The organism is Flavobacterium galactosi, assembly GCF_048158585.1.
Lineage (GTDB): Bacteria > Bacteroidota > Bacteroidia > Flavobacteriales > Flavobacteriaceae > Flavobacterium > Flavobacterium galactosi.
Genome location: NZ_JBLNKV010000003.1, coordinates 179,071 through 201,694 on the forward strand (window position 1 = coordinate 179,071; position 22,624 = coordinate 201,694).

General features: G+C 34.6%; 20 protein-coding genes and 4 tRNA genes. 1 reads left to right on the top strand and 23 read right to left on the bottom strand.

From position 1 onward, the window contains the following. Positions 1–180: 180 nt before the first annotated feature. From rpoB to ACM55M_RS07595, 17 genes are all read right to left on the bottom strand, one after another. Positions 181–3,993 (bottom strand): DNA-directed RNA polymerase subunit beta, encoded by a 3,813-nt coding sequence (rpoB, locus tag ACM55M_RS07515; protein WP_416857256.1) that lies wholly within the window; start codon positions 3,991–3,993, stop codon positions 181–183. 276 nt (positions 3,994–4,269) lie between these two features. Continuing rightward, entirely contained in the window at positions 4,270–4,638 is a 369-nt protein-coding gene (gene rplL / locus ACM55M_RS07520) for a 50S ribosomal protein L7/L12 (protein WP_039109063.1), read from the bottom strand. 91 nt (positions 4,639–4,729) lie between these two features. Then, the gene (gene rplJ, locus ACM55M_RS07525) at positions 4,730–5,242 is read right to left on the bottom strand and encodes a 50S ribosomal protein L10 (RefSeq protein WP_416856949.1); all 513 of its coding nucleotides are present in this window, start codon (positions 5,240–5,242) and stop codon (positions 4,730–4,732) included. Between the two features lie 22 nt (positions 5,243–5,264). Then, positions 5,265–5,954 carry a 50S ribosomal protein L1 gene (rplA, locus tag ACM55M_RS07530; RefSeq protein ID WP_416856950.1) on the bottom strand — a complete coding sequence of 230 codons (690 nt, stop codon included), beginning with the start codon at positions 5,952–5,954 and terminating at the stop codon, positions 5,265–5,267. Positions 5,955–5,967: 13 nt separating this feature from the next. Further along, entirely contained in the window at positions 5,968–6,405 is a 438-nt protein-coding gene (gene rplK / locus ACM55M_RS07535; RefSeq protein WP_416856951.1) for a 50S ribosomal protein L11, read from the bottom strand. Between the two features lie 68 nt (positions 6,406–6,473). Beyond that, complete coding sequence (gene nusG / locus ACM55M_RS07540; protein ID WP_416856952.1) at positions 6,474–7,025, bottom strand: transcription termination/antitermination protein NusG; 552 nt, start codon at positions 7,023–7,025, stop codon at positions 6,474–6,476. 10 nt (positions 7,026–7,035) lie between these two features. Next, positions 7,036–7,233 (bottom strand): preprotein translocase subunit SecE, encoded by a 198-nt coding sequence (gene secE, locus ACM55M_RS07545; protein ID WP_039109059.1) that lies wholly within the window; start codon positions 7,231–7,233, stop codon positions 7,036–7,038. An 18-nt stretch (positions 7,234–7,251) separates the two neighbouring features. Then, positions 7,252–7,322, bottom strand: a tRNA-Trp gene (locus tag ACM55M_RS07550). Positions 7,323–7,382: 60 nt separating this feature from the next. Next, positions 7,383–8,570, bottom strand: a complete 1,188-nt coding sequence (gene tuf / locus ACM55M_RS07555; RefSeq protein WP_416856953.1) for an elongation factor Tu — start codon at positions 8,568–8,570, stop codon at positions 7,383–7,385. A 54-nt stretch (positions 8,571–8,624) separates the two neighbouring features. Further along, positions 8,625–8,696 (bottom strand) — tRNA-Thr (locus ACM55M_RS07560). An 85-nt stretch (positions 8,697–8,781) separates the two neighbouring features. After that, positions 8,782–8,862 (bottom strand) — tRNA-Tyr (locus ACM55M_RS07565). 33 nt (positions 8,863–8,895) lie between these two features. Then, positions 8,896–8,969: transfer RNA gene (locus ACM55M_RS07570), tRNA-Thr, on the bottom strand. 90 nt (positions 8,970–9,059) lie between these two features. Continuing rightward, positions 9,060–9,362 (bottom strand): ribosome hibernation-promoting factor, HPF/YfiA family, encoded by a 303-nt coding sequence (gene hpf, locus ACM55M_RS07575; protein ID WP_416849145.1) that lies wholly within the window; start codon positions 9,360–9,362, stop codon positions 9,060–9,062. A gap of 34 nt (positions 9,363–9,396) precedes the next feature. Beyond that, entirely contained in the window at positions 9,397–10,293 is an 897-nt protein-coding gene (locus ACM55M_RS07580) for a tyrosine-type recombinase/integrase (RefSeq protein WP_416856954.1), read from the bottom strand. A gap of 71 nt (positions 10,294–10,364) precedes the next feature. Beyond that, a complete protein-coding gene (gene rpsU, locus ACM55M_RS07585) occupies positions 10,365–10,559 on the bottom strand; it encodes a 30S ribosomal protein S21 (RefSeq protein WP_035670421.1) in 195 nt (64 codons plus the stop codon). Between the two features lie 261 nt (positions 10,560–10,820). Further along, positions 10,821–11,963: an acyl-CoA dehydrogenase family protein gene (locus tag ACM55M_RS07590; protein WP_416856955.1), complete on the bottom strand. Its 1,143-nt coding sequence runs from the start codon at positions 11,961–11,963 to the stop codon at positions 10,821–10,823. Positions 11,964–11,980: 17 nt separating this feature from the next. Further along, the gene (locus ACM55M_RS07595; protein WP_416856956.1) at positions 11,981–12,865 is read right to left on the bottom strand and encodes a ComEA family DNA-binding protein; all 885 of its coding nucleotides are present in this window, start codon (positions 12,863–12,865) and stop codon (positions 11,981–11,983) included. Between the two features lie 280 nt (positions 12,866–13,145). Here ACM55M_RS07595 and ACM55M_RS07600 point away from each other — a divergent pair, with 280 nt between their 5' ends. After that, entirely contained in the window at positions 13,146–14,783 is a 1,638-nt protein-coding gene (locus ACM55M_RS07600; RefSeq protein ID WP_416856957.1) for an amino acid permease, read from the top strand. 74 nt (positions 14,784–14,857) lie between these two features. On the opposite strand, the gene ACM55M_RS07605 is transcribed toward ACM55M_RS07600, so the two are convergent. The 6 genes from ACM55M_RS07605 to ACM55M_RS07630 all read right to left on the bottom strand — a co-directional run bounded on the left by ACM55M_RS07605 (position 14,858) and on the right by ACM55M_RS07630 (position 22,587). Then, positions 14,858–15,085 (bottom strand): PspC family transcriptional regulator, encoded by a 228-nt coding sequence (locus tag ACM55M_RS07605; RefSeq protein ID WP_099714538.1) that lies wholly within the window; start codon positions 15,083–15,085, stop codon positions 14,858–14,860. Between the two features lie 97 nt (positions 15,086–15,182). Next, positions 15,183–16,454, bottom strand: a complete 1,272-nt coding sequence (locus ACM55M_RS07610; RefSeq protein WP_416856958.1) for a DUF2851 family protein — start codon at positions 16,452–16,454, stop codon at positions 15,183–15,185. Between the two features lie 76 nt (positions 16,455–16,530). Continuing rightward, complete coding sequence (locus ACM55M_RS07615) at positions 16,531–17,013, bottom strand: 3'-5' exonuclease (RefSeq protein ID WP_416856959.1); 483 nt, start codon at positions 17,011–17,013, stop codon at positions 16,531–16,533. Between the two features lie 172 nt (positions 17,014–17,185). Next, positions 17,186–18,583, bottom strand: a complete 1,398-nt coding sequence (locus ACM55M_RS07620; protein WP_416856960.1) for a Gfo/Idh/MocA family oxidoreductase — start codon at positions 18,581–18,583, stop codon at positions 17,186–17,188. A gap of 482 nt (positions 18,584–19,065) precedes the next feature. Then, entirely contained in the window at positions 19,066–20,427 is a 1,362-nt protein-coding gene (locus tag ACM55M_RS07625) for a pyridoxal-phosphate dependent enzyme (RefSeq protein ID WP_416856961.1), read from the bottom strand. A gap of 201 nt (positions 20,428–20,628) precedes the next feature. Continuing rightward, the gene (locus ACM55M_RS07630) at positions 20,629–22,587 is read right to left on the bottom strand and encodes a putative porin (protein WP_416856962.1); all 1,959 of its coding nucleotides are present in this window, start codon (positions 22,585–22,587) and stop codon (positions 20,629–20,631) included. Positions 22,588–22,624 lie beyond the last annotated feature (37 nt).

Consider the following 22,624-nt stretch of genomic DNA (forward strand, 5'->3'; position numbering starts at 1 on the left):
TAAACTATTACCTCGAATTACTTCTCTAAACTTCAAATAAAAATTTTGAAGTGCTATTTATAAAACCGATTGGGTCTAAATAAAAAATCGGAACGGGTTACGGGTATAAATCCTAAAAACTTTTATAAATGCCAAAGTAGAGACGCGATTAATCGCGTCTCTACTGTTGACAAAATTTATTTATTCTTCTAAACGAATGTCAAGTCCAAGACCTTTCAATTCATGCATTAATACATTGAATGATTCCGGTAATCCTGGTTCTGGCATAGATTCACCTTTTACGATTGCCTCGTAAGTTTTAGCTCTACCGATAACATCATCAGACTTCACAGTCAAGATTTCTCTTAGTGTACTTGATGCTCCATAAGCTTCAAGTGCCCAAACCTCCATCTCTCCAAAACGTTGCCCTCCAAATTGAGCTTTACCTCCAAGTGGTTGTTGTGTAATCAACGAGTATGGACCTATAGAACGTGCGTGCATTTTATCGTCAACCATGTGTCCAAGTTTCAACATGTAGATAACTCCTACTGTTGCCGCTTGATGGAAACGCTCTCCTGTACCACCATCATATAAATGTGTATGTCCAAAACGTGGTATTCCAGCTTCGTCAGTCAATTCATTGATTTGATCAAGAGTTGCTCCGTCAAAAATTGGTGTAGCAAATTTTCTACCCAAGTTTTGTCCTGCCCAACCTAATACCGTTTCATAAATTTGACCAATGTTCATACGTGAAGGTACACCAAGTGGGTTCAACACGATATCAACTGGCGTTCCGTCTTCAAGGAAAGGCATATCTTCATGACGAACGATACGAGCAACAATACCTTTGTTACCGTGACGTCCCGCCATTTTATCCCCAACTTTCAGTTTACGTTTTTTGGCAATATATACTTTCGCTAATTTCAAGATTCCTGCTGGCAATTCATCTCCAACAGTAATAGTGAATTTCTCTCTACGTAAAGCCCCTTGTAAATCGTTCAATTTAATTTTATAGTTATGAATTAAATCATTAACCATTTTATTAGTTGCATCATCAGCAACCCATTGACCTTTACTTAAGTGAGCAAAATCTTCCACTGCATAAAGCATTTTTTGCGTGTATTTTTTACCTTTTGGTAAAACTTCTTCACCCAAATCATTCATTACACCTTGAGATGTTTTTCCGTTAACGATCAAGAAAAGTTTCTCTACTAATTTGTCTTTTAATTCAACAAATTTAGTTTCGAATTCCATTTCTAAAGCGCCTAAAGCATCTTTATCTTGCGTACGTTTGCGTTTATCTTTTACTGCTCTTGCGAACAATTTTTTGTCTAAAACAACACCATGTAAAGAAGGAGACGCTTTCAATGAAGCATCTTTTACATCACCTGCTTTATCCCCGAAGATTGCACGAAGCAATTTCTCTTCCGGAGTAGGATCTGATTCTCCTTTTGGAGTAATTTTTCCGATAAGAATGTCGCCAGGTTTAACCTCGGCTCCAATTCTGATCATTCCATTTTCATCTAAATCTTTAGTAGCTTCTTCAGAAACGTTCGGTATATCGTTCGTTAATTCTTCGTTACCTAATTTAGTATCTCTAACTTCTAATGAATAATCATCAACGTGTATAGAGGTAAAAATATCGTCACGAACTACTTTTTCAGAAATTACAATCGCATCCTCGAAATTGTATCCTTTCCATGGCATAAAGGCAACTTTTAGGTTACGACCTAAAGCTAATTCACCATTTTGAGTCGCATATCCTTCAGATAATACTTGTCCAGGAACCACTCTATCCCCTTTTCTTACGATAGGTTTTAGGTTGATACTTGTACCTTGATTGGTTTTTCTAAATTTAATTAAATTGTATGTTTTCTCATCCGGCTCAAAACTTACCATTCTTTCTTCCTCAGAACGATCGTATTTGATTGTGATGATGTTTGCATCTACATATTCAATAACTCCATCTCCTTCAGCGTTAATTAAAACTCTGGAATCAGAAGCAACTTGACGCTCTAAACCAGTTCCAACAATCGGAGCTTCAGGACGAATTAATGGTACGGCCTGACGCATCATGTTAGATCCCATCAAGGCTCTATTCGCATCATCATGTTCTAAGAAAGGAATCAAAGAAGCAGAGATAGAAGCAATTTGATTTGGAGCAACATCCGTATAATCTACTTTTGTTGGTTCAATTACTGGGAAATCACCTTCTTGACGTGCAATTACGTCTTCGGCAGTAATTTTTCCAGTTGCATCCATTTGAATGTTTGCCTGAGCAATCATCATCCCTTCTTCTTCTTCTGCGCTTAAGTACACTGGAGTAGATACTAAATCTACAGTTCCATTAGTTACTTTACGGTAAGGTGTTTCGATGAAACCCATTCCGTTTACTTTAGCATAAACACCAAGAGAAGATATCAAACCAATGTTTGGTCCCTCAGGAGTTTCAATTGGACATAAACGTCCGTAATGCGTATAGTGAACGTCACGTACCTCAAAACCTGCTCTTTCTCTCGAAAGTCCACCTGGTCCTAGTGCAGATAATCTTCTTTTGTGCGTAATCTCGGCAAGTGGATTCGTTTGATCCATAAACTGAGACAACTGGTTTGTTCCAAAGAAAGAGTTGATAACAGACGATAATGTTTTAGCATTAATCAAATCTATTGGTGTAAACACCTCGTTATCTCTAACGTTCATTCTCTCACGAATAGTTCTCGCCATACGCGCTAAACCAACACCGAATTGTTGAGACAATTGTTCTCCAACTGTTCTAACACGACGGTTTGATAAGTGATCAATATCATCAATCTCTGCTTTAGAGTTGATCAATTCGATCAAATATTTCACAATGGTAATGATATCTTCTTTGGTAAGCACTTGCTTTTCCATTGGGATATCTAAACCAAGTTTTTTGTTCATTCTATAACGACCTACTTCACCTAAGTTGTACCGTTGATCAGAGAAGAATAATTTATCTATAATCCCACGAGCAGTTTCTTCATCAGGCGGTTCTGCGTTACGCAATTGTCTGTAGATATGCTCAACAGCTTCTTTTTCAGAATTTGTTGGATCTTTTTGAAGCGTATTGTGAATGATGGCATAATCACCTTGATTAGCATCTTCTTTATGCAACAAAATAGATTTAACGTTAGAATCGATGATTTCTTCAACATTATCTTTGTCGATAATGGTATCTCTATCAAGGATTATTTCGTTACGTTCGATAGAAACTACTTCACCAGTATCTTCATCTACAAAATCCTCATGCCATGTATTCAAAACACGGGCAGCTAATTTTCTACCGACATATTTTTTAAGACCTGTTTTAGAAACCTTAATTTCTTCAGCAAGGTCAAAAATTTCTAGAATATCTTTATCTCTTTCAAAACCAATTGCTCTAAAAAGAGTGGTAACTGGTAATTTTTTCTTTCTATCGATATAAGCATACATTACGCTATTAATATCGGTAGAAAATTCTATCCAAGATCCTTTAAAAGGAATAACTCTGGCAGAATACAATTTTGTACCATTTGCATGGAACGATTGACCAAAGAAAACACCCGGTGATCTGTGTAATTGAGATACAACTACACGCTCGGCACCATTAATAACAAAGGTACCACTTGGTGTCATATAAGGAATTGTACCAAGATATACATCCTGAACAATTGTTTCAAAATCTTCGTGTTCTGGATCAGTACAATATAGTTTTAACCTTGCTTTTAAGGGCACACTATACGTAAGACCTCTTTCTATACATTCTTGAATGGTGTAACGTGGAGGATCTACAAAATAATCAAGGAATTCCAATACGAAGTTATTTCTTGTATCAGTAATTGGGAAATTTTCCATGAAGGTATTGTAAAGCCCTTCGTCGCCTCTTTCGTCAGATTTAGTTTCTAATTGAAAAAAATCTTTAAACGATTTAACCTGAACATCTAGAAAATCTGGATAATCAGGAATATTTTTTGTAGAGGCAAAATTCAATCTTTCAGTCTGATTTGTTATCATCAATGGACAAAATTTTGATTAAAAAAGTAATTTTTTTGTATAAATATTTATTTATTCATACTTTCTTTTTACAACCATTACATCTTTAAAAACCAATTTAAGATAACTACTTTTTTATTATCTGTTAATTTTTTTTCCTCGTAATGGGTAAAATGAATTTGTTTTAAAAGGCTATTGTGTAATTACACAAGGTAGACTTTTGTTATACGAAAAATGGTTTAGGTCATTGGGTGACTAAACCCAAGACCTAAACCTTATTCTTTAAAGCAAGTTTAACTATTTAAGTTCAACCTCAGCTCCAGCTTCTTCTAAAGATTTTTTAAGCCCTTCAGCCTCTTCTTTAGAAACACCTTCTTTTACATTACTTGGTGCGCTATCAACTACATCTTTAGCTTCTTTCAAACCTAAACCTGTAAGTTCTTTAACTAATTTTACAACTGCTAATTTAGAAGCACCTGCTGCTTTTAATACAACTGTAAATTCTGTTTGAACGTCTTCAGCAGCAGCTTCACCACCACCTGAAACTACTACAGCTGCAGCAGCTGGTTCGATTCCGTACTCATCTTTTAATATTGTTGCTAATTCGTTAACTTCTTTTACTGTTAGGTTAACTAATTGTTCTGCGAATTGTTTCAAATCTGCCATTTTTTCTATCGTTTTAAAATGATTTGTAAAAATATAATTTATTTATTGTGCGCGTTTTGTGTAATAAAATTAGAGTAAGACTCTATTTTCATTATGCTTCTACTTCTTCTGTAACCTCTTCGCTTTTTGCAAATTGGTTTTGAAGAGCAGAAATAACTCTTTGTGCTGGTGACTGTAACAATCCAATAAGTTCGCCGATAAGCTCTTCTTTAGATTTAATAGTTGCTAACGCATCTAATTGATCGTCTCCAATATAAACTTCAGCATTAATATAAGCTCCTTTTAATACAGGTTTAGCTGATTTTTTTCTGAAATCCTTGATTATCTTACCAGGAGCGTTTGCTATCTCAGAAATGAATATAGCGCTATTACCAGTCAAAACTGAAGGTAATTCTCCATAATCATTAGCGGAAGCTTCCATTGCTTTTGCAAGCAAAGTATTTTTAACAACTTCTAATTTTATACCTGCTTTAAAGCAAGCTCTTCTCAAGTTTGAAGTTGCTTCTGCATTCATTCCAGAAATATCAGATACATAAACAATGTTTGTACCAGCTAACTGTGCAGTTAAAACTTCAATCGCGATTGATTTTTCTTCTCTAGTCATACTAAAAATTTTTAACTACCAATTATACTGCTTTAGGGTCCAAAGCAATTGCAGGACTCATAGTGCTAGTTAGGTAAATACTTTTAATGTAAGTTCCTTTAGCCGCAGTTGGTTTAAGTTTGATTAATGTTTGAATAATTTCGTGAGCATTGTCAATAATTTGTTCAGTTCCAAAAGAAACTTTACCAATTCCTGCATGCACTATACCAGTTTTATCAACTTTAAAGTCAATTTTACCAGCTTTTACCTCTTGAACAGCTTTTGCAACATCCATAGTCACAGTCCCTGTTTTAGGGTTAGGCATTAAACCTCTAGGTCCTAAAATACGACCTAATGGACCTAATTTACCCATAACTGAAGGCATCGTGATGATTACATCAACATCCGTCCAACCGTCTTTAATTTTCTGTAAATAATCGTCAAGACCTACATAGTCTGCACCAGCTGCTAAAGCTTCCGCTTCTTTGTCTGGAGTAACTAATGCTAGTACTTTAACGTCTTTACCAGTTCCATGAGGTAATGTTACCACACCTCTAACCATTTGATTCGCTTTTCTTGGATCTACGCCCAAACGAACTGCGATATCAACAGACTCATCAAATTTTGCAGAAGCAATTACTTTTATCAATGCCGCAGCATCTTTAAGAGAATATAATTTGTTCTTTTCAATTTTTGAAGCAGCCTCTTTTTGCTTTTTTGTCAATTTTGCCATGTCTTTCTCTTAATTAAAAAGGAGCGTCTCCTGATACAGTTATACCCATAGATCTAGCTGTTCCAGCAACCATACTCATTGCAGACTCTATAGTGAATGCATTTAAGTCTGGCATCTTGTCTTCAGCAATAGCTCTAATTTGTTCCCAAGTAACACTAGCTACTTTTTTACGATTAGGCTCACCAGAACCAGATTTTAGCTTTGCAGCTTCCATTAACTGAACTGCTGCCGGAGGAGTTTTTACAACAAAATCAAATGATTTGTCTTTATACACAGTAATTTGTACTGGGCATATTTTGCCGGGTTTATCTTGAGTTCTAGCATTAAATTGCTTACAAAACTCCATGATGTTTACCCCAGCAGCTCCTAAAGCAGGTCCAACCGGTGGCGACGGATTCGCAGCACCTCCCTTAACTTGTAGTTTAACTACCTTACTAATTTCTTTAGCCATTTTTTAAAAAATTTAACACTACAATCTTTGGAAGCGATTGCAATGGATATTATAGATGTAACAAAAAATTATACTTTTTCAACTTGCATAAAACTCAATTCCAATGGTGTTTTTCTTCCGAAAATTTTCACCATAACTTCCAGTTTACGCTTTTCTTCATTGATTTTCTCAACCGTTCCATTGAAACCATTGAAAGGACCATCAACAACCTTAATAGTTTCTCCAATATTGAAAGGGATAGAACGAGTATCTGTGTTAACAGCCAGCTCATCAACCTTCCCTAACATTCTATTCACTTCCGAAAGTCTTAACGGCACAGGCTCACCACCTTTAATTTCACCTAAAAAACCAATAACACTTGTTATAGACTTGATAATATGAGGTATTTCACCTATTAGATTTGCCTCAATCATAACATAACCCGGAAAATAAACTTTATCCTTGATTATTTTTTTCCCTTCTTTTACAGTAACTACTTTTTCAGTAGGAACAAGAACCTGAGAAACATAGTCACCCATCCCTAATCTCGCGATTTCGGTTTCAATGTATGCTTTCACTTTATTTTCCTGTCCGCTTACTGCTCTAACTACATACCACTTTTTTACACTACTATCTGCCATAACAAAAAAATTACGCTTTTATCCAGTTAAAAAATCCAGCCAAAGCTTTTGCGAAAATTTCATCTACTCCCCAAGTTGCCAAAGCGAATAATACTGAAAAAACAGCAACAACAATCGTTAGACGTTGCACCTCAGCCCAAGCCGGCCAAGTTACATTTGACTTTAATTCTTCAAATGCTTCTGATATGTAATTAACAACTTTTGTCATTATGATTTAGTTTATTTGCACGGGCGGAGGGATTCGAACCCCCATCAACGGTTTTGGAGACCGCTATTCTACCCTTGAACTACGCCCGTTTGTTAATAAAAGCCAGTAACATCCAAAGAAGTTACTGGCTTCATAATTTATTTATAGGATTATATTACAATCTCAGTCACCTGACCTGCACCTACTGTTCTACCACCTTCACGGATAGCAAAACGTAAACCAACATTTAACGCAATTGCACTAAGCAATACCACATCAATAGTTAAGTTATCCCCAGGCATAACCATTTCTACACCTGTTGGCAAAGTAATGATACCTGTTACGTCAGTTGTACGTACGTAAAACTGCGGACGGTAGTTATTATGAAATGGCGTGTGACGACCACCTTCTTCTTTTTTCAAGATATAAACCTCTGCTTTAAAAGTAGCGTGTGGTTTAACCGAACCTGGCTTACAAATAACCATTCCTCTTTTGATGTCTTCTTTTTGAATACCTCTTAAAAGAATACCTACGTTATCTCCAGCTTCTCCTCTATCAAGGATCTTACGGAACATCTCAACTCCTGTAATAGTAGAAGTTAATTTTTCAGCTCCCATACCGATGATTTCAACTGGATCTCCAGTATTAGCAACACCTGTTTCGATACGACCTGTAGCAACAGTTCCACGACCAGTGATTGAGAACACATCTTCAACAGGCATCAAGAAAGGTTTTGCAACATCTCTTACCGGCTCTTCGATCCAAGCATCAACAGCTTCCATCAATTCAAGAATTTTTGGTACCCAAGCTGGATCATTATTCAATCCACCTAAAGCTGAACCTTGAACAACAGGACCATTATCTCCATCATATTCATAGAAAGATAACAAGTCTCTGATTTCCATCTCAACTAATTCAAGTAATTCCTCATCATCAACCATATCCACTTTATTCATGAATACAACCATTCTAGGAATACCTACCTGACGTCCTAAAAGGATATGCTCACGTGTTTGTGGCATTGGTCCATCAGTCGCAGCAACTACAAGAATAGCACCATCCATTTGAGCAGCACCTGTAACCATGTTTTTTACGTAATCCGCGTGACCAGGACAGTCAACGTGAGCGTAATGACGATTAGCAGTTTCATACTCAACGTGAGATGTATTAATTGTAATACCTCTTTCTTTTTCTTCTGGAGCATTATCAATTTGATCAAATGATTTTGCTTGACAGTAACCTGCATCAGACAATACTTTTGTAATTGCCGCAGTTAATGTCGTTTTTCCGTGATCCACGTGCCCAATTGTTCCAATGTTTAAATGGGGCTTGTTACGGTTAAAATTTTCCTTTGCCATTTTACTTAATTTTTAATCTTAGTTATATATTAATTTCTATTTCCTACTTACTTGAGCCAATGTCGGGAATTGAACCCGAGACCTCTTCCTTACCAAGGAAGCACTCTACCCCTGAGCTACACCGGCAGAATCCTTGATGTCAGAACTTTGATTTGAGATTTCAGATTCAAAAAAAATTTAAAACCTTAATTCCAATATCTACATTATTCTGTGGGGAGAGCAGGATTCGAACCTGCGAAGTTTACACAGCAGATTTACAGTCTGCCCTCGTTGGCCGCTTGAGTATCTCCCCTACTTCTTCTATTGTCAAACCGTTACAGTTTTGAGCCGGCGGAGGGACTCGAACCCACGACCTGCTGATTACAAATCAGCTGCTCTAGCCAACTGAGCTACGCTGGCGAATCAATAAAAAAAGTCCGCTATTTCTAACGGACTGCAAATGTAGAGATTTTATCTCTCAATCAAAACATTTTTTTAAAAAAATTTGTATTAAATGTGCGAACTTATTTTTTCTTTCCTTTTTACCAACAATCGTTCTAAAGATTCAGCGCAAAGTTCCACCGCTTCTTCAAAAATTTTACACTGCTTTTTAACCACAAAATCATCTCCCGGAACATTAATTTTTATCTCAGCAATCTTGTTCTCTTTATCACTTGTTTTCTCAACTTTCAAAAAAACATCCGCCGATACTACTTTATCGTAATATTTTTCTAATTTGTCCATTCTTTCCTGAACAAAATCTAGTAGCTTTCTGTCAACAGCAAAGTTAACCGCTTGAACATTTACCTTCATAATCATTTTTTTTTAATAGTTAAACATTTCCGAATTACTTCTGATTCCTTGGATGCGCATCTTCATATACTTTTTTTAGCTCTGCTAAACTATTATGCGTATATATTTGCGTAGACGCCAAACTAGAATGTCCCAATAACTCCTTCACTGAATTCAAATCGGCTCCGTTATTTAATAAATGTGTTGCAAACGTATGCCGCAATATGTGCGGACTCTTTTTTACTTTCTCGGAGACAGCACTAAAGTAAGAATTTATTAATCGATACACAAAAGAATCATTTAATTTTAACCCTTTTTTTGTGAGAAAAAAATAATCGCCATCTACTATCGACAACAGAAAGGAACGCTCCTTTAAATACAAAGAAAACTGATTTATAATTATCGGTAAAACAGGCAATAGCCGCTCCTTGTTCCTTTTTCCTAACACTTTGACCGTACCACTAGATAAATTAATAGCAGCTATTTTTAAATGAATTAACTCCGTTCTTCGCATACCGGTAGTATAAAACAAATCGACTATAAGTTTATTCCGTATTTCCTCAAAACCTATTGGATTTTGCATGTGACTCAGCGCATCCTCAACTTCTTTTTCAGAAAATGGAATTTGTAAAATCTTAGGAGTCTTTAGCGCTTTGTGTTTCAATAACGGACTCACTTCTATTTGCTTTGTCTTTAATAGAAATTTGTAAAATGCTTTTAAGGATGCAATTTTTCTATTAACTGAGATATTTGATATATCATTATCAACGAGAGACACAATCCAACTTCTAATCTGACTATAATTGACTTGCTCTATACTTTCTTGATCAAAATGAATAGCGTTGAATGATTCAAAAGAAGCAATATCATTACAATATGCCGTTACAGTATGTGAAGAATATTTTTTCTCCAACCGAAGATAATCCCGAAATGCATCTTTATTAGTAGTCATAAAAAAAACCGTTAGCATCAAAGTTATAAAACTTTTAATGACTAACGGTAATTTATTTTAATAGATATTAACTAACTCTCTAAGTTATCTCTCATATTTTGGATATAAGCCGCTTTTTGAATTTTGATTCTATTGGTAACCGAAGGCTTAATAAAAGCAGTACGTGCTCTTAGTTGACGAACAGTTCCTGTTTTATCAAATTTTCTTTTGTAACGTTTTAACGCTCTATCGATATTTTCTCCGTCTTTAATTGGTATAATTAACATAATATAGACACCCCCTTTCTTTAAGTGTGCAAAAGTAAACATTATTTTGAATTACAAGTCATGAATTACGGATTATTTTTGGGCGTGCCGGCGGGCACCACTTTTATCATCCACAAAACACATCTCAATCCGCCGTCAGGCTGTCCGTTGCAGGTCCTCATTGCATTCCGGGCTTTCCTCTTCCATCCTTCACGCAAAAAAAGAGCCAAGCTACAATTTAATACATCTTGACTCTTTATCTTATTATTTCAGTTTCAAAAACTATTCTTTCAACAAATTTCTGGAAATCACCACTTTTTGAATTTCGGTTGTTCCTTCACCAATAGTACACAATTTAGAATCTCTATAGAATTTCTCCACTGGATAATCTTTAATGTAACCATAACCACCGTGAATTTGCACTGCTTCATTTGCTACTTTTACGCACACCTCCGAAGCATACATTTTAGCCATAGCTCCCATCGTGGTAACTGGCCTGTGTTGTTGTTTTAAGAAAGCCGCTTTATGCAACAACAATTCCGAGGCTTCTATTTCAGTTGCCATATCAGCTAACTTGAATGAAATTCCTTGAAACTCACAAATGGGCTGCCCAAACTGATGTCTTTCTTTCGAATATTTCAATGCCGCTTCATACGCTCCTTTGGCAATTCCTAACGATAATGCTCCGATGGATATTCTTCCACCGTCCAAAATTTTCATCGCTTGAATAAAACCTTGCCCTACTTCCCCTAATCTGTTAGCATCGGGAATACGACAATTATCAAATATCAATTCAGCAGTTTCGCTGGCGCGCATTCCTAATTTATTTTCTTTTTTTCCTGAGGCAAAACCTGGTATTCCTTTTTCGAATACAAAAGCGGTCATTCCTTTTGAATCTCCTTTTTCACCCGTACGAACAATTACAACGGCGATATCACCAGAAATGGCGTGCGTAATGAAATTCTTGGCTCCATTGACAATCCAAAAATCCCCGTCTTTTTTTGCAGTTGTATTCATTCCGCCCGCATCCGAACCCGTATTATGCTCCGTCAATCCCCAAGCGCCTATATGTTCAGCAGTGGCGAGTTTAGGAATCCATCTTTTCTTTTGTTCTTCGTTTCCAAAGGTTAAAATATGATTCGTACATAAAGAATTATGTGCTGCAACTGACAGTCCAATGGACGGGTCCACTTTTGATATTTCTTCTACAATAGTAATGTATTCATGATATCCTAATCCCGAACCTCCAAGTTCTTCCGGTACTAAAACACCCATAAAGCCCATTTCACCTAATTTTTTAAACAATGGCACAGGAAATGTCTGTGCTTCATCCCACTCCATTATATTCGGACGAATTTCTTTTTCAGCAAAATCTCTTATAGATTGTGCAATCATCGATTGCGTTTCGTTGTAATCAAAGTTCATTGTGACAGTGTTTTATTTTAAAAGTCCAAATATAAGCCAATTATATTTGCTTTATCAACAGGAAATCCCTTAATTTTTGTTAAATCCTCAATATTCTTAATGTTTCCTATCATACTTCTATAAGTTACAATTTCTTTAGCCAAAGCATATCTGAAATAATAAAACTGGGAAAGCTCCTTTAAAGAAGCATTATTAATGGCTATCTTTTTAAAATTCGGGAGTACTGAAATTTTAAAATGGGTATTCAAATTTTCAATAACTTCAGGTGATAATCCCCAAACCTCTTTCATTTGTTCCATTGAAACAAACCCGCCTAAACTTTCTTTTTGTTTTAAAATCCGAAGCGATAGGGCCTCGCCTATTCCATAAATTTTTATCAAATCTTCTTTGGTCGCCTGATTGATATCGATAAAAACAATTTTTTCCTTTTTGGCGAAAGCCTGATTTGGATAATTTTTATAAGCTTTGAATTCTTTTTTATTGTTTACCCAATCTGGAAATTTAAAAAAGGGAGCTATCGCATTTAATAGCGAATCCGAAACTTTAGTCACGTTTTGAAATTCTTTAGAAGAATTGACATATTTATTTTCTTTTCTAAAAACCAACAGCCGGTCAATTTCCAGAACTGACATTCCCAGTTTATACCCTTTATAGTCTGTAATAAAATTAGGATTGAAAGGATAGATTTTAGGGAAATCCTTATAATTATCCACTTTCATGGAATCAATTTGAGATTGCAGTGAAAGCCATTCCTGTTTCTCTGGATAATTTTTTATTACAGCACTAAAATCAACAAAAAAATAAACCAACTGCAAAACAATGATAATCGCAAATAATAAAAACACGCCCGTACGTTGTTCCCGAGTGAATTTAAAATAAGTAAGAATTGCTTTATAACTCATCTGATGACTGCGTGTTGATTTATTTAAATTAGGAATCCTAAAATTATAAATTAAATCTAGACGCATCACTTTCTAACAGAAAATATTCGAAGAAACAGAAAATTTATTTGGAGTTACAACAAAATATTCGACATCCATAGATACAACAAAGGCTTTTATATAAAATAAATCCCTAAAAAGAGTGACAGATTCTTTTTTTATAACTTAAAACTGAATTATTGTTTTTATTTTTTATAAAAAAGAATACATTTGGAGCTTAATAACAAAAAAACCATAAAATATGTCTATTTGGAAAAGAAAACCATTAGCTCAGCTTTTAGCAGAGGCCGCTGATTCTGAAAAGGGATTAAAGAAAACATTAACCGCACCCGGACTAGTTGCACTAGGAATTGGGGCAATTATTGGAGCTGGATTGTTTTCAATAACCGGACTGGCAGCATCAATGAATGCTGGACCAGCGATAACAATTTCGTTTCTTGTAGCTGCATTTGGATGTATTTTTGCAGGTTTATGTTATGCCGAATTTTCTTCAATGATTCCTGTTGCAGGAAGTGCTTATACCTATTCTTTTGCCACAATGGGGGAATTTGTTGCTTGGATTATTGGTTGGGATTTAGTTTTAGAATATGCCGTAGGCGCAGCAACTGTTTCCATTAGTTGGTCCAGATATTTTGGTAAATTCTTAGGCGGCTATGGTATTCATATAAATGAAGCCTACATGCTTTCTCCTTTTGAAGGAGGAATAATTAATATACCTGCCGTTTGCATCGTTATGCTAATGTCATTAATATTAATTAGAGGAACTCGAGAATCGGCATTAATAAACGGTATTATTGTTTTATTAAAAGTAACGGTTGTTTTAGTGTTCATTGCAGTAGGATGGCAATACATACGACCGGAAAACTACACCCCATACATACCTGAGAACACCGGTAAATTTGGAGAATTTGGATTTTCAGGAATAATTAGAGCTGCAGCAATCGTATTTTTCGCTTATATTGGTTTTGATGCAGTTTCAACAGCTGCACAAGAAGCTAAAAATCCAAAAAGAGATATGCCTATTGGGATATTGTTATCATTAGCGATATGTACTATTCTTTACATTCTTTTCGCTCACGTTATGACCGGAGTTGTAAATTATCAGGCATTTGCTGGAAAAGATGGAATTGCACCAGTTGCAATTGCAGTTGAAGCAATGGGAACCGTCGGACCTAACGGAATGATAACACCCGCTTATCCTTGGTTAAACAACGCTATTTTACTAGCTATTTTAGGTGGATATTCTTCTGTAATTTTAGTGATGTTGATGGGACAAAGTAGAGTATTTTTCTCTATGAGTAAAGATGGCTTGATGCCAAAAGTATTCTCAGAAGTGCATTCTAAATTTAGAACTCCTGCAAAAAACAATTTATTATTTATGGTAATTGTGAGTCTTTTTGCTGCGTTTGTTCCAGCAAGAGTAGTTGGAGAAATGACAAGTATTGGGACTTTGTTTGCTTTCATTCTAGTTTGTATCGGAGTGTTAATTATGCGTAAGAAAATGCCAGAAGCACCAAGAGCTTTTAGAACCCCTTTTGTACCTTTTGTACCAATTGCCGGAGTTTTAGTATGCTTGTTTATGATGGTTTTTTTACCATTAGACACTTGGATTCGTCTTATCGTTTGGATGATGATTGGATTCGATTTATACTTATTTTACGGAATGAAACACAGCATTTTAAATAAAGGAAATTTCAGTTTAGATAGTTACAAGACTGTTTCAGCTTCCGGTTTAGGAATGGTATTTGCCTTAATTGTTATCGCATATATCAATCAATTAGATCCAAGTGCAGAGGGCAGTTTCTTGTTTTATTTCTCTCTAATATTTGCTGCAATTCATATTTTTATTTACGCTTACAGTTTCAAAAAAACGAGATAATAAAAACAGCTAATTTAAAAGGGATTATAAAGTATTTAAGCACTTTATAATCCCTTTTTCTTATTTATATTATTTTACAAATCAAAAACTGAAGTGCGCTTGGCTCTAATTAAATCCTTCAAACGAATCCAAAAAGCCAATGTCAAATAAACGGCAAACCACAATCCAACAGTAACAAACGACAAGTAAATAAAAAACAATCGCACACTACTGGCCCGCATTCCTAATGTATCAGCCAAACGGGAAGAAACATGAAAACCGTGTTTCTCAAAAAAAAACTTGAGCTTGATTACTACTGACATCTTTTATTTTATTTGTTGAACTGGTTATTCGTTTCTTCGAATTTACAAATTTACAACATTACAGCAATCTCCTGTAAACAAATCCAAAATAACTGAATCAACTTTTTTTCAACAATTCCATCCCAACGGCACATTCTAAACATTTGCTTTTATTGCAATACTCATTCTTGAGTTGCAACAAAGATTGCGTTTCAAAAGCACTTTTTGATTGTATTCCAAAAGAACTAAATTTATCCATAATCGCATTTTTCTCAGGAGCAACTTCATTTAAAAGTCGTATCAAATCCTCCGAAATTTCCTTTCCCTGACTTTTTGCGAAAGCAAACTGAAGTGGAATTATGGTATTTATAACAATCAAATCGATGAAAGATTTAGAAAGCGGTTTCTTTTTCTTCGAGCTTTCTTTATCAAATTGATAATGATTTAGCCAATATTCAGAAGTAGACACTTGGAAAACTTCGTAAATATCTTTTAACGAATTTAAAGTACTTATTTTCGAAAATAAATTCCGTTGAAAATGATATAAATTGGCCAATTGAGAAAGTCGTATCGTAGGGAAATTATCCGGACGGTGCTTAAAAAACTGAACGGGTTCTATACACACTTTCTCCATTTGATATTTATGCAACAAATAAAAATATCTGAATTTTAAATCTTTGAAATAATTATCTTCCTTTTCTGAATCCAATAAACCAGCGTTGCCAAAAATTAAAGCCTCGAGATTCTCCACTTCAAAACTTTCTTTTCTAATTATTGAAAAAGGAATCGATTGGGCAATTTTCAAGAAGATTTCCCCATTGGTATTCAGACCAAAATTTTTGGACAAAAGGCAAAACAAAACGGCTTCCCAATCCTGATTGGTTTGTAGCAATAAATCAAATATAGGTTGAGACTTCCTTTCTAAACGTTCAAAAAACAAACGCTCTTGCCAGTTTTTAAAAGCAAATTCATCAATCTCTTTTAGCTGCTTTTCGCAAAAAATCCATGATTTTGGAGCTATTAAAGATTGATAGTTTTCAAGCGTATCCATCTCAACATACTTTTTAAGTTCCAAAACCGGAATTTCAGTATTGTTACATCTGAAAATTTCAGTGTCATGTTCCCAAACCACATGGAGAATTACATTTTCATAACCCGCATCTTTTTCGTGATGATGTACGTACCAATCTGACGATTTAAGGTGAATTTCGACATTTCCAGCCCATTTTTGATCACCAATAGTGATTTGAGCATTGAAAAAATCGGGTCCAGCCAATTCAAGATATTGGCCTACGTTGATAATTGTGACTTCCTCATTATTGAAGGTTTTTAAATTCAAGGTATCAAACTTCTTGAATTTCCAGAGGTAATGGAGGAAATCTTCTTTCATATTTTTTTCAGATAATAGAGTTTAGACTTGGAAATGGACTCTAAAGTAATAAAAAAATACAAAAAATGAAAGAAATTTATTTCAATAAATACAATTTGGCACAAGCCCGAGCATCAGATAAAGCTTCGTGGTGATTCAATTGTATTTTCATTTCCCGGCAGCAATCACTTAGTTTAGCTGGCTTTAATCCTTTGGCTTTGTAGATTTTCACGGTACATTCCCAACGAGAGGCGATATTCAAATCAGCATAATCCAAATTATAAAGCGCCATTGATTTAGCCAGAACATTTCTGTCAAAGCTTTCGTTATGAGCCACAACAATCCTATTTTGTAGCCGTTTTTGTATTTCAGGATATACTTGCGCAAATGATTTAGCATTTACCGTATCACGCGGATATATCCCGTGGACTTGAATTGTAAAGGGAGAATATAGATTATTTGGCGGCTTGATTAAACTGACAAACTCATCTACAATTATTCCGTTTTCTACGGTAACAATACCTACGGAACACGGATGGAATGCTGTTGCGGTTTCAAAATCTATAGCGGTAAAGGTCATTTTAATTTGTATTTTATAAAACTAAAAAACCACAAATTTAACGAATTAAATTCGTTAAATTCATGGCGATAAAAATTTAAATACTTAGAAATTAATGATGACCGTATTTATTTACACATCAAGAATCAGGGGGTTGCTCCCCTACTATTTACAAACCGAATACTAACGTAATTTATTTAATTCTTTTAGGCATTGGTTTAAGATCCGTTAAATCCGCAATTTTAATTGGGCTATCCGTTTCTATACTTTTTCTTGCCGCAATTCCTATCAATACGGACATCACCCCATCTCTTATGCCCGCAGATCTATCATAAGGATCAACTTTTGATGCAGTCTTAAATATTTTATCATGTAAACGCTTATCTCCACCTCCATGACCTTCTTTTTCAATGGGTACTAATATGGTATCAAAATCCTTCCATAGTTTATGAACTATAATTGATTCGGTACTTGTTTTTTCTAAAACAGTTTGTTCCATTTCTCTGGCATGCATTTCTGCTTGATTTACTGCTACATTTTTATTATAAGGTATATCTAAAGACGCTTCTATTCTACCTTCGGTTCCGTTAAAGGCTATTCTCCATCCTTCATAAGGAGAATAGGTAGTTAGTGAGTAATTTACGGTTACATTATTGGCATATTTTATCTGAGCGGACATTTTATCATAAATATCAATTTCTTTTCTAAAAACACAATTATCCCGAATATATCCATCATGCTTTTCGTTGGCTACATAGAGATTCATTAAATGTTTATCTTTTGTGATGTCATAATAATAATCGCATTTGGTTTTAAATTCACAGGTTCGGCAATTGTCTCCTCTAAAAGGGCCGTTAGCGCCATAATGTTCTAAATCTCCATAAGCAAAAACTTCAGTGGGATCTGAATCTATCCACCAATTCAACAGATCAAAATGATGGGTTGCTTTATGTACCCAAAGCGAACCTCCTTTGTCTTTTTGACCATGCCATCTTCTAAAATACGAAGCCCCATGGTAAGTATTTAAATACCAGTGAAAATCCACCGAGGTAATTTTACCAATCGTATTATTAGCCAATATTTCCTTAATTTTAGTGGCATATGGACTCCAACGATAATTAAATCCAACGATAAGATTTTTACCTGATTTCCTTTCGGCATTTAAAATCTCTTGTGATTTATTTTCATCGGTGGTGAGTGGTTTTTCTGTAAGTACATCACAACCAAACTCCAAACCTTTTATTATAAATTTATGATGGGTTGAATCTACGGTTGTAACAATGATCAAATCGGGTTTTGTTGTATTCAACATTTCATCAAAATCTACAAATGTGGGACAATTAACTCCCATATATTCTTTTCCGTATTGAAGTCTTCCTGGATTTATATCGCTAAGTCCAACAAATTCCAAAATATCAGAATATTCTCCAACGAGCCTTTTCCCCCAAAAGCTTGTTCCCCGAACCCCTGTTCCAACAAGAACAATTCTAAGTTTTTTTGAATTGCCAAAATCGAAAGAATTAATTGGGAACGCACTATATGCGGCTAACATACTTATAGAGGTTAAAAATTTTCTTCTTGAATTTTCCATATTTACAGTTTTAATGTTTCGATGTATTAAAGTTATAATGCAACTTGACTGTGATTGTCAATGTTTATAATTACTAAACCGTTTAGACAAAGTGCAATCGATTACCCAAACGTAACTAATAATCCTCAATTCTCCAAAATAAAAGCAATTAAATTACCATAAGTGTATAAAAAATAGACTATTATTAATGTATAATCAATAAAATTTAATTAAACATACATTTGTATCAAAATCAAAAGAGTCCTAATGAAATATTTTTAAAACTATATTTTACTCCCTATTAAAGTAATTTATAAGATCCTAAAATTATTTATTTCCTCCAGTTAAACAAGACATCTTCATTATCATAGACAAAATAACAAAAAGTGCAGAGGCGCCTTACTAGTCAAACATATTCAAGCCATATCGTCCTAAAGCAAAAAATCCTGCAAGGTTAAAAAACCTTACAGGAGTAAGTATAGAATTAAATTCGTGTTTTAAGTTTATTTTATCGAACCAATAATATCATATTTGGTAATAATATGGTGATTGCCATTTTCTAACTCCACCAAAACCGCATCATTTTCTTTGGTAAATAATTTAGAAACTTCTTCAATTGAAGTTCCTAATTTTACGATTGGAAATGGTTTTCCCATAATTTCTTTGATGGGTCTGTCCGCTACATTTTTATCGGCAACATAACTTTGGAACAAATCACTTTCATCAACTGAACCTACAAATCCCGTAACGTCAATCACCGGAATTTGAGAAATCTTGTATTTACGCATTCTTTCTATAGCGTGTGAAACTAATTCTTCCGTACGCACTACAATCAATGGTTTATCGATATGGTCTTTGATAACATCTTCGGCTTTTTTGATTTCCTCATCTAGAAATCCTCTTTCTCGCATCCAATCATCATTGAACATTTTACCTACATAACGACTTCCTGAATCATGGAACAAAACAACAACCACATCTTCCGGTTTGAAATATTCCTTGAGCTGTAACAATCCTTTTACGGCTGCGCCAGCTGAATTCCCCACAAATATCCCTTCTTCCAATGCAATTTTTCGGGTGTAAACTGCCGCATCTTTATCCGTTACTTTTGTAAAACCATCAATCAAAGAGAAGTCAACATTCTTTGGCAATATGTCTTCGCCAATTCCTTCGGTGATGTAAGAATAGATTTCATTTTCGTCGAAAATCCCGGTTTCATGGTACTTTTTAAATACGGAACCATAAGTATCAATTCCCCAAATTTTAATATTCGGATTTTTTTCTTTTAAATATTTTCCCACTCCTGAAATTGTTCCTCCTGTTCCTACCCCAGAAACAAAATGAGTAATTTTCCCTCCGGTTTGTTCCCAAATTTCAGGACCTGTCTGCTCATAATGCGCTAAAGAGTTGGATGGATTATCGTATTGGTTTACATACCAAGAATTAGGTGTTTCTTCGGCCAATCTTTTAGAAACAGAATAATACGAGCGTGGATCTGTTGGTTCAACATCGGTAGGACAAACCACTACTTTTGCTCCTACGGCACGAAGAATATCCATTTTTTCTTTGGACTGTTTATCAGAAATGACGCAAATAAGTTTGTACCCTTTTATAATGGCTACTAATGCCAATCCCATTCCTGTATTTCCTGAAGTTCCTTCGATAATAGTTCCTCCCGGTTTTAGTCTTCCGTCCGCTTCGGCATCTTCAATCATTTTAACGGCCATCCTGTCTTTTACGGAATTTCCTGGATTGAAAGTTTCTACTTTAGCTAGCACCAAAGCATCTATTCCAGCAACAACTTTATTTAGTTTTACCAATGGTGTGTTGCCTATTGTGCCTAATATGTTTTCTGCGTAGTGCATTATATTATCCATTTAAGAGTGTCAGTTGTTATAAATCGCAATACAAAGATAGCATTTTGTTACAAAACAATACGAATTACAGCATTTTGCATACATTATTTCTTCACAATACTTTTATCATATAAGAGTTTTGTAAATTTCATTTAAAGCTAAATCCTTTTACTTGCTTTCGTCAAGCCGCTGAATAGGGACTACTATTTTTTAATTGAAGAAATTCCAAACCAATCCGAAACGGATTGTAAAATCACGAGACGGATTGTTAGGTGAAGAATAGAAATTATTTCCCGACAGGGTCGAATTAAAATGCTCTGCTTTTAAATAAATTCTGGTTCTTTGAATTTTTGCATTAATAAAGAAATCAAAATTTGGATAATTTCCAATTTCTTTATTATTTTGAACAAAAAACTCACCAATTACCGGACTGTAATCATTAGCAAAATATTTTGTAAAATAATTAAATGAAACTCCCGTCTGTAAAAACAAAGCGTACTTTTTGAAAAAATAACCCGAGTAATAAAAGGTATTTCTCGTCAGAATTTCAGGTACATTTAAGACATTATCTTGTTGACCTACTTTTTGATACAAGACCGTGTTATCTAATGCAAAACTCCCAAATTTCAATTCTTTACTCACTTTAACTGATACGTAATTTATCGTGTTCCCGTATTGTACTGGGGCAACGATTTGAGTATTTGCCAATATTTGCGCAGCTGTTGAAACATCATTAAAATACAAATGATCATTTAGAACTGAATACTGAACCGATGCATTAACCCAGGGAGTGATGGCATTAACGTTAATTGAATTTATTTTTTCATTCTTGAAATCATTTGACCAGTTGTATTGAATATAACTACTTTGATACAGGTTGTAATTATTGTTAGGTAACTTATTTATGTTTTGATATTGAAATGACAATTCCGTTTCATCATTAAAATCATATTTTACCTTCGCATCCAGATTTGATAAGGATTGATTTGTAATCGATCTTGAATACAAAAATTTACCGTTCCACTTATTTTTTCGGTATTCATACTGCCCACCCACATTATTTATGTTTTGACTTAAAGAGCTACCTACCGTCTTATCGTCAAAAATCAGTATCTGGTTGTAATAATAATTAGATCTGAAATCCTCCACAAAAAACTGAAATTTCCCTAGAGTTGTATTTTCATAGGTTAACCCTGCCTTATTGTACATTTTGTTATAACGGGTTTGGTCATTGATTCCACTATCTTTAAAAGAATCACCAAACCTATATACGAGCATTCCCCCCACCGCTGATGGAACGGTCGCCTGATTGTATTCGAAAAATTTATTTTCGTAATTAAATTGATGCGTTATATATAGATTATTAGCACCCTTATTCGCATTGATCCTAAAATTATGATCTATAAATATTCTTTTCCCTTTCAAAAATGATTTAGCATCTAATAAATAGACCTCAAGTCGTTGTCTGTTATTGTATTTGGGATCTTCACTTTCGAAATCACTAATTGTTGTAATTCCGCCATTTTCTTCATTTAGAATATCCTGAGACGTGAAATGTGCATTAGAAAAATAGCGTTTATTTTTAGTATTATAACTTACGGTGAATCTGAAATTTCCCGTACTTGACAATTGATTTATATATTTCCCCTCAGATCGCAATCCTCTGTAGGCTATAGAAAAATTAAGATTTTCAGATGTGTTCAAGGTAATAAACGCATCTGTTGATTGTCCTTTTTGTAGGGTCGTTTTAAAATACAGTTCAGTAACTGGAGTGGCTACAGAGCTATATCGAATTTGGTTTGCTTCTAGAAAATTAAAATGTTTTGCTTTGAATCCAAATTCCGGTAGAGGCGAAAAATCGGTTAAACTATATTGCAACGTATTATACGTTTGTCCATCATTTGGAAAAGGCAAAAGTCCAAAAATGTCTTTTCGTAAATAATTATGACTGTATTCTTTTTGAATGGTGAGTGACGTATCAATATATGTCGTATCGCGATCCAAGGTAATCACCCGATACATATCTATGGTAGCAACTGGTTGTTTCTTTTTACTTATTGAATCCGAACTATTGTATTTACTATCGAAGTCTAAATTTTTACCGTTTTTTTCCTGAGAAAATAGTAAACTGGAGCATGATAAAAAAAATAAAAAAAAGAGAATTCTCATTTGAAAGTGGGTATAATTAGGCAATTATTTTTACAAT